The 8,138-nt window shown below is 59.9% G+C and carries 9 protein-coding genes; all 9 read left to right on the forward strand.

Annotated elements, in window-relative coordinates; genetic code table 11:
* Positions 1–1,068 (forward strand): efflux RND transporter permease subunit (locus ABY403_RS10610; protein ID WP_372840776.1); only part of this gene is annotated, 1,068 nt, incomplete at its 5' end.
* A gap of 262 nt (positions 1,069–1,330) precedes the next feature.
* Positions 1,331–1,999 carry a TetR family transcriptional regulator gene (locus ABY403_RS10615; RefSeq protein ID WP_372840777.1) on the forward strand — a complete coding sequence of 223 codons (669 nt, stop codon included), beginning with the start codon at positions 1,331–1,333 and terminating at the stop codon, positions 1,997–1,999.
* A gap of 45 nt (positions 2,000–2,044) precedes the next feature.
* On the forward strand, positions 2,045–3,112 hold the full coding sequence (locus ABY403_RS10620; protein ID WP_372840778.1) for a C4-dicarboxylate TRAP transporter substrate-binding protein: 1,068 nt from the start codon (positions 2,045–2,047) through the stop codon (positions 3,110–3,112).
* A gap of 57 nt (positions 3,113–3,169) precedes the next feature.
* Entirely contained in the window at positions 3,170–3,727 is a 558-nt protein-coding gene (locus ABY403_RS10625) for a TRAP transporter small permease subunit (RefSeq protein WP_372840779.1), read from the forward strand.
* Positions 3,724–5,040: a TRAP transporter large permease gene (locus ABY403_RS10630; protein ID WP_372840780.1), complete on the forward strand. Its 1,317-nt coding sequence runs from the start codon at positions 3,724–3,726 to the stop codon at positions 5,038–5,040. Before ABY403_RS10625 ends, ABY403_RS10630 begins: the two co-directional genes overlap by 4 nt.
* 13 nt (positions 5,041–5,053) lie before the next feature.
* Entirely contained in the window at positions 5,054–5,824 is a 771-nt protein-coding gene (locus ABY403_RS10635) for a cyclase family protein (protein ID WP_372840781.1), read from the forward strand.
* A gap of 63 nt (positions 5,825–5,887) precedes the next feature.
* Positions 5,888–6,826, forward strand: coding sequence for a 3-keto-5-aminohexanoate cleavage protein (locus ABY403_RS10640; protein WP_372840782.1), 939 nt, complete (start codon positions 5,888–5,890; stop codon positions 6,824–6,826).
* On the forward strand, positions 6,826–7,332 hold the full coding sequence (locus ABY403_RS10645; protein ID WP_372840783.1) for an OsmC-related (seleno)protein: 507 nt from the start codon (positions 6,826–6,828) through the stop codon (positions 7,330–7,332). Before ABY403_RS10640 ends, ABY403_RS10645 begins: the two co-directional genes overlap by 1 nt.
* On the forward strand, positions 7,329–8,138 hold an 810-nt coding region (locus ABY403_RS10650), incomplete at its 3' end, for an SMP-30/gluconolactonase/LRE family protein (protein ID WP_372840784.1). The genes ABY403_RS10645 and ABY403_RS10650, both read left to right, overlap by 4 nt.

The following is an 8,138-nucleotide window of genomic DNA, read 5'->3' on the forward strand; positions in this document are numbered from 1 at the left end:
CTTGGCGCGCTGAAGGCCGCATCGATCGAGTTGCAGGACTGGCTCTGGCAGTATGAGGGGGTCACTTCGATTCTGGACGACCTGCGCCCGGGCAAACGCGAACTGCGCATCACGCTGAATGAAGCAGCCGGGCCGATGGGGATCACCGCCGCATTGGTCGCCGATCAGCTGCGCGCCGCCTATTACGGGACCACGATCAGCGAGATGCAGATCGACGGCAGTCTGGTTGAGCTTACCGCCCAATTTGACTTGCAAGGTCAGGCAAGCCGCGATGTGTTTAATGGTTTCACGATCCACCGCCCCGACGGCAGCTATGTGCCACTCAGCGTGGTGGCGGATGTCGAGGTCGGTCAGGGATACAGCCGGATCAACCGCGAAAACGGGGTGCGTAGTGTCACGATCCAAGGCGCAATCGACACGCGCACCGCGAACGCAAACGCTATCGTCAACGACACGCTGACACGGTTCATACCGGGACTATTGCAGCGATATCCCAGCGTGGCGCTGGATGTCGAAGGCCAGAATGCCGAGGCAAGCAAGACACAGGTTTCCATGGTCAAAGGCTTTGCCATTGGGCTTTTGGGTGTGTTCCTGCTGCTCAGCTTCCAGTTCCGGTCCTATCTGGAACCGATTGTGGTGATGCTTGTGATTCCATTTGCCCTGCCCGGCACGATCTTCGGACACATGGCGATGGGGCTGGACTTCTCTATGCCAAGCCTGTTGGGTTTTATCGCCTTGGCCGGGGTCGTGGTCAACAACTCGATCCTTCTTGTGGATTTCGTCAAACACGAGCACGCAGGCGCATCCAGCGTTTCGCAGGCCGCTGGGCGGGCCGCACGCGCCCGGTTCAGGGCGATCTTTCTGACCAGCGGCACAACCATAGCGGGGCTGATGCCAATCTTGACCGAAACCAGCTTGCAGGCGCAGATCCTTATCCCGATGGTGGCCAGTCTGGTTTTCGGGCTTCTGACTGCGAGCATGGCGGTGCTGTTTGTCCTTCCTGCGGTCTATGCGATTCTGGATGATCTGGGCCTCAGCACGCTGTCCGCCGAATCCAGCGCCGGGTGATGGCGCTGAAAAAGGATGAGGTGCTGGGGCTACAAACTTTGCTGGCACGAGCAGGGTGAATCTTCAAGCATCAGAAAACACGTCACTATATTTCTGGCTGACCTAGGCATCGCGGGTGTCTGGGTCAACCTGCTTTGCTTTTGCAAAGATGGCTGGGCCGGGTTGCGCATCGCATCTCGAAACGCACGGTTGACAACAGGGCAAGTGCGAACGTAGCGTTAATTAAGCGCATGATTAATTTTTTCCTAAGCATGAGATCGCCATGGCCAGCACCCTGACCAATATCGACTCGCCGCACGATGCCGCCGAAAGCTTGCTTGACGCGGCAGAGGCGGAGTTTTCGGAAAACGGCTTTCACGGCACCACCACACGCGCAATTGCGGCGGGTGCGGGGGTCAACGCGGCGCTTCTGCACTACTACTTCGGCAGCAAAGAGCAGCTATTCGCGCGCGTGGTCGAGCGCCGCGCCGCCGAAATCAACGGTCGCCGCCGCGCACTTCTAAGCGAGCTATTGGCCCAAACAGCGGCCCCGACTTTGGAGGCGTTGCTAGAGGCATTCTTGCGCCCGACGATCGAGTTTGGGCACGATGCCACGCGCGACGGTCAGCGCTATGCGCGGCTTCTGGTGCATGTCGCGGCGGGCACCGATGAGCGTTCGCGCCGCCTGACTGCGCAAAACTACAACGACATCGCGCAGGAGTTCATCGCGCGGTTCGTCGATGCGGTGCCAAAGCTAGAACAGAAAGACGCGGTCCGGGGCTATCTGTTCACGGTGTCGATTGCGCTGTCGCTGATGGGGCGCACGGGCCGCGCGGGCGATCTGTCGGATGGCGCTTGCCACGACGACGATGTGAACCAAGCAATCGAGGAAGCAAAAATCTTCGCGGCGGCAGGCATACGTGCGCTGGCCACGCGCCGAAAGGACGACTGAAAAAACGGGGCGAGGAGGCCCCGAAGCATCCAATGGGAGGATACCATGAAGAACAAACTCAACCTCGCGGCAGGGGCGATTGCCGCAGTTCTTGCGATGCCGATGGCCGCGCAGGCGCAAACCATAAATGTGACGGTGGTCAACGGTCACCCGCCAATCTTTCTGTGGGTCAAGCACCTGACCGAGACCTACATTCCTACGGTAGACGCGGCCCTTCAGGGTTCGGGCTACACGATCAACTGGACAGAGGCCTACGGCGGCACTCTGGCCGCGGTGGGTGGTGAGCTTGAGGCTATCGAGGATGGCCTTGCCGAAGTGGGGGCGGTGCCTACGGTATTTGAACCCACGTCATTGCCGTTGCAGAACGTCACCTATTACACGCCCTTCGGACCGGCCGACCCGAACCTCGTGATGCAGGTTATGGACGATTTGCACGAAACGGTTCCCGGTATGAGCACGTCTTGGGAGAAATACGGTCTGGAGTATCTGGGCGGTGGCTTTGCGCTCGATAACTACGTGCTGATGACCAACTTCCCTGTCACCTCGATGGATGACCTAAAGGGCCACCGTATCGCCGCGCCGGGTGCTGCGGTGAACTGGCTGGAGGGCACCGGTGCCGTTGGTGTGGCGGGCAACCTGACCACCTATTACAACGACATGCAGACCGGTGTGTTTGACGGGGTGATCGTGTTCCCCACCGCCGCAGCCCCCGCCAAGTTGCAAGAGGTCGCGCCTTATGTGACCGTCACCGACTTTGGCGCGCAATACGCAGGGTCGCTGGTTGCCAACAAAGACTGGTTCGACGGACAGCCCGCCGTTGTTCAGGACGCGCTCCGCAAGGGTGCCGAGGCCTATACGGTTGCCTACCTTGCCGAGCAATCGCAGCGCGTGGCGGCTGCGATGACCACGCTTGGCGGGACCGACTCCTCGAAAGTGACCATGCTGAGCGATGCCGAAAAGGCCCGCTGGGCGGCGGCGCTGCCCGATGTCGCCGGGGCCTGGGCGAAAGACGCCGATGCCCAAGGTCTTAGCGGAACCGAAGTGCTGAACGCCTATGTTGCGGCACTCAAAGCGGCCGGGGTTACGCTGCCGCGTGACTGGTCGATGCGCTAAGGCGAAAGCCGGGGTGCGCTTCGCGCCACCTCGGCCCACCCCCTTTGGGAGGATTCCATGTCAACACTCGTTGATCTGCGAACGGGCGTTCGCGCCTTTGATGTGGCCGCATCCTTGCTGGACAAGGCAACGGTTCTGGCAAGTGCGTTGGGCACGCTGTGTATTCTAGGCATCATGGGGCTGATCGCGGCCGATGTGATCGGGCGGTTCGGTCTTGGCCAGCCGATTGCGGGGGTGCCCGAAATCGTAGCGATGTCGATACTGGCGATTGTCTTTCTGCAAATTGCCAACACGCTTTCGCACGACAAGCTGACCCGATCAGACGCGCTTCTGACGTTGGTGCGCCGGTATCGCCCGCGGCTTGCAGATGCGCTGGATGCGGTGCTGCACGGGGCAGGGGCCTTTCTGATCGGTGTGCTGATAACGGCCTTCCTTCCGCTGTTTCAACGTAGTTATGGCCGCCGGGAAATGGTGGGCGCGGTCGGGCAATTTCTTGCGCCGATCTGGCCGGTGCACCTGATCGTGCTGATTGGGTCGGCGCTTTTGTTTGCCGTATTCGTGATGCGGGCGCTGGCGCTTATGTATCGCGCCGCCCGTCCGTGGGCCGCGCTATGACCGGAATTGAAATCGGTCTCGCCTCGCTGGCTGGCATTCTTGTGCTGATCTGGTCTGGCATGCACGTGGCCATAGCCCTTGCGTTGGTCAGCTTTTTCGGCGTCTGGCTGCTGCGCGACGATCCGCAAATCGCCGCGCGGGTGCTTTCGCTTGCAGCGCGCGAGGGAATCTCGAGCTACCTGTTTGGCGTCGTGCCGTTGTTCGTGCTGATGGGGCTTGTCGTCAGCCGCGCCGACATTGCGCGCGACACCTTTGATGTGGCCAACCGGGCGTTTCATCGGGTGCTGGGCGGGCTAGGTATTGCCACGGTGGGGGCCAACGCGATCTTCGCGGCCATAACCGGCATCTCGATTGCATCTGCCGCTGTTTTTGCCAAGGTCGCCGTGCCAGAAATGGTGCGCGCAGGGCATAGCGCACGGTTTGCAACTGGCGTGGTGGCCGGATCGTCGGTTCTGGGCATGTTGATACCGCCCAGCCTGCTGATGATCCTCTACGGCATCTTGTCTGAGCAATCGGTGGGCTTGCTGTTCATGGCAGGTATCGGCCCCGGTTTGCTGCTGGCATTTGCCTTCGCGCTTGGCATCTATGTGATGGTGCGGCTGTTTCCCGGCTTTACGGGCCGCGCGGCCCCACAGGTGACCACGCCCCGAAGCCTTGGTGCCGCAATCGGTGACACAAGTTCCAAGCTGCTGCCGATTGTTGCACTGATCTTGCTGGTTCTTGGCGGCATCTATGGCGGGGTTTTCACCCCAACCGAGGCGGGTGCCATTGGCGCGCTTGGGGCCATTGTCATTGCCTTTGCAAAGCGGCGGATGAACCTGCGCACGCTTTGGGGCGTGACGCTTGAGGCCGGGCATATTACCGCGTCAATCTGCTTTCTGATCATCGCCGCAAGCATGTACAGCCGTATGCTTGCGATGTCGGGGTTGCCGGTTTTTCTGACCGAGTGGATCATCGGTCTGGATCTTGGCATCTACGGCTTTTTGGCGGTGTTCGTGGTGGTCTTGATCGTCCTAGGCACCATTCTAGACTCGTCATCCATCATGCTGATCACGCTGCCTTTGGTGCTGCCAATCGCGCAGCAGCTTGGGGTTGATCTGATCTGGTTCGGGGTCATCACGGTGCTGGCGGTGGAAATCGGGCTGCTGACGCCACCGCTTGGCATATCAGTTTATGTCATAAAAAGCGCGCTGGATGACCCGAATGTTTCGCTGGGTGACGTGTTCATCGGGGCCGCGCCCTTTGCTTTGATCATGCTCTTCTGCCTGATCTTGGTCATCGCTTTCCCCGCCATCGCCATAGGTATTTTGTAAGAAAGGGCCAATTATGCGCATTATCGACCTATCGGTCCCGCTTGAAGCGGGCATCGCCTCGGATCCGCCGGGGTATGAGCCGAAGATCACCTACCTTGGGCACAAGGACACGCCAGCGCAGGTCTTGCAGTTCTTTCCGGGCATGACAGCCGATCAACTGCCCGGCGGCGAGGGTTGGGCGATCGAGATGTTGCAAGTGCAAACGCACAACGGCACCCATCTGGACGCGCCCTATCATCACCACTCCACCATGAACGGCGGCGAACGCGCGATCACGATTGATGAAGTGCCGCTAGAGTGGTGCTTTCAGCCCGGCGTGAAACTTGATTTTCGCCACCTGCCCGATGGCCATGTCGTCACCCCGCAAGAGGTTGAGGCCGAACTGGCCCGAATTGGGCATACGCTCTCGCCCTTGGAAATCGTGGTGGTCAACACCGCTGCGGGCGATGCTTATGGCCAGCCTGATTATCTGAGCAAAGGGTGCGGCATGGGCCGCGCCGCCACGCTTTGGCTTTTAGAGCGCGGCGTGCGCGTGACAGGCACAGATGGATGGAGCTGGGATGCGCCGTTTTCCTACACTCGGCAACGCTGGTTGGAAAACCCCGATCCGGCAATTGTCTGGGAGGGCCATCGGGCCAGCATGGATATCGGGTATTGCCACCTTGAAAAGCTGACGAACCTCGATCAGTTGCCAGCCACCGGTTTTCGGCTTTCCTGCTTTCCTTTCAAGATCAAGGCCGCATCGGCAGGCTTTACGCGTGCCGTGGCAATTCTCGACGACTGATTATTTTACCCACACCAGCCATGCGCTCGCTCTCAAGCGCCTTGGCCGAACAGGAGACCGAAAATGGCGAAATCGCCCCGCAAGATCATCATCACCTGCGCCGTCACCGGCGGTATTCATACCCCGACCATGTCGGCCGCGTTGCCCTACAAGCCGGCTGACATTGCCGAACAGGCAATTGCCGCAGCAAACGCCGGTGCTTCGATCCTGCATCTGCACGCGCGCGACCCCGAGACTGGTCGCCCGACGCCCGACCCCGAGGTGTTCATGCAGTTTCTGCCGGTGATCAAGCAGGCCACCAATGCGGTCGTCAACATCACTACCGGCGGTGGCTTGGGCATGACGGTAGAACAGCGCCTTGCCGCACCCTTGCGCGCCAGTCCCGAGATGTGCTCGCTCAACATGGGTTCGATGAACTTTTCCATTCACCCGATGGCCGACAAATACAGCGACTGGAAGTTCGATTGGGAAGAGCCATTCCTGCGTGGTAGCGACGACTTCATCTTCCGCAACACGTTCCGCGATATCGAGCGGGTGGTGAAAGATCTGGGCGAGGGCCATGGAACAAGGTTCGAGTTGGAATGCTATGATGTGGGCCACCTCTACAACCTAGCTTTCATGGCAGATCGGGGCGTGCTGAAGCCGCCGTTTTTCATCCAAACGATATTCGGCATTCTTGGCGGCATCGGGCCCGACCCCGAAAACGTAACCTTCATGAAAGCGACCGCCGACCGCTTGTTTGGCAATGATTACTATTGGTCGGTTCTGGCTGCGGGGCGCCATCAGATGCCGGTGCTGACACAGGCGCTGGTGCAAGGTGCCAACGTGCGGGTTGGGCTGGAAGACAGCCTCTATATCGGCCGTGGACGGCTTGCCGCAAACAACGCCGAGCAGGTCACCAAGATCCGCAGCATCATCGAGACGCTGGACATGGAAGTGGCAACCCCCGATGAGGCGCGCGCCATGCTTGCCCTCAAGGGCGGCGACAGGGTCGCTTTCTGATGAGCGAGGGAAAAGACAGCACCAAAATGCAGCGCGCGCTTGTGCAATTCGACTGCCACGGCACCGCCAGCGGCAAGATGCGCAATGATCTGAGCGTGCATATGCGCAAGCCCTTCGCCGAAGGCCCGTTCGAAATTGCCACCGATGAAGGCCCGTTTCACGGCGGCGAAGGCACCGCGCCGCCGCCGCTGGCATTGTTCGTGGCCGGGCTGACCGGCTGCATCATGACCCAGATCCGAGCCTTTGCGAAACGCATGGATGTTACGCTCACGAATCTTACGGTCGATGCGCGTGTGCAATGGGATTGGGAGGCAAAGGGGCGGGTCTATGAAACCGGGCCGCGAAGTTTTGAAGTAGATGTTGCAATTGAAAGCGACGACCCTGAAAACAAGGTGGCCGCACTTATCAATGCTGCGCGAAAGGGGTGCTTCATCGAGCAAACGCTAGGGCAGCAGAATACCATCCGTCACCGCATGAAAACACCGAATGGCTGGAAAGACATATGAAGAACCCGCTCGACGGCTTTAGCGTGACCAAGGCCAACATTTCCTTTGTCGGCGAAGGCCTGCAACGCCCCGAGTGCATTCTGGCCGAGAGCGATGGGTCGCTTTGGTCGGCCGATGCGCGCGGCGGTGTGGTGCACATTGGCCCGGATGGCACCCAAACGCTGATCACGCAAAAGCACGACGACCACTTTGCGGCTACCGCCGATGTGGCAGCGCGTCTTACCCAAGGCACGCTGCCCAATGGGTTGGCCTTTGACGGCGATGGCTCAATTCTCATCTCAAACTTTGGCACCGACCGGCTGGAACGAATGTCGCGCGACGGGCGCAGCGAAGTTGTGCTCGACACCATCGACGGCACGCCGATCGGCAAGGTCAATTTCGTGCTGCGCGATAGCAAAGGGCGCATCTGGCTGACAATTTCGACCCGCATCAAGAACTGGATGCAGGCGATCAGCCCCAATATCGCCGATGGTTACGTGGCGGTGCTTGACGAACGCGGCGCGCGGATCGTGGCGGACGGTTTTCGCTTTACCAACGAAATCCGTTTTGATGCCGCGGAAGAATGGCTTTACGTGGTCGAAACGTCGGGCCGCCGTATCACCCGGCTGCGCATTGGTGCCGACACCCAGGTGACTGCGCGCGAAGTCTTTGGGCCCGCCGATACAGGCGGTTTCATCGATGGCATCGCGTTTGATGCCTTTGGCAACCTTTGGGGCACGCATGTGATGTCAGACCGCATCTTCGCGATCACGCCCGAGGGCGATTTTAGGGTGATCCTTGATGACGATGTACCGGGCCCGTCTACA

Source organism: Phaeovulum sp. (assembly GCF_041596715.1).
Classification (GTDB): domain Bacteria; phylum Pseudomonadota; class Alphaproteobacteria; order Rhodobacterales; family Rhodobacteraceae; genus UBA6213.

Coding starts and splice junctions, on each gene's coding strand:
- ABY403_RS10615 (WP_372840777.1), top strand. CDS start 1,331: ATGGCCAGCACCCTGACCAATATCGACTCGCCGCACGATGCCGCCGAA.
- ABY403_RS10620 (WP_372840778.1), top strand. CDS start 2,045: ATGAAGAACAAACTCAACCTCGCGGCAGGGGCGATTGCCGCAGTTCTT.
- ABY403_RS10625 (WP_372840779.1), top strand. CDS start 3,170: ATGTCAACACTCGTTGATCTGCGAACGGGCGTTCGCGCCTTTGATGTG.
- ABY403_RS10630 (WP_372840780.1), top strand. CDS start 3,724: ATGACCGGAATTGAAATCGGTCTCGCCTCGCTGGCTGGCATTCTTGTG.
- ABY403_RS10635 (WP_372840781.1), top strand. CDS start 5,054: ATGCGCATTATCGACCTATCGGTCCCGCTTGAAGCGGGCATCGCCTCG.
- ABY403_RS10640 (WP_372840782.1), top strand. CDS start 5,888: ATGGCGAAATCGCCCCGCAAGATCATCATCACCTGCGCCGTCACCGGC.
- ABY403_RS10645 (WP_372840783.1), top strand. CDS start 6,826: ATGAGCGAGGGAAAAGACAGCACCAAAATGCAGCGCGCGCTTGTGCAA.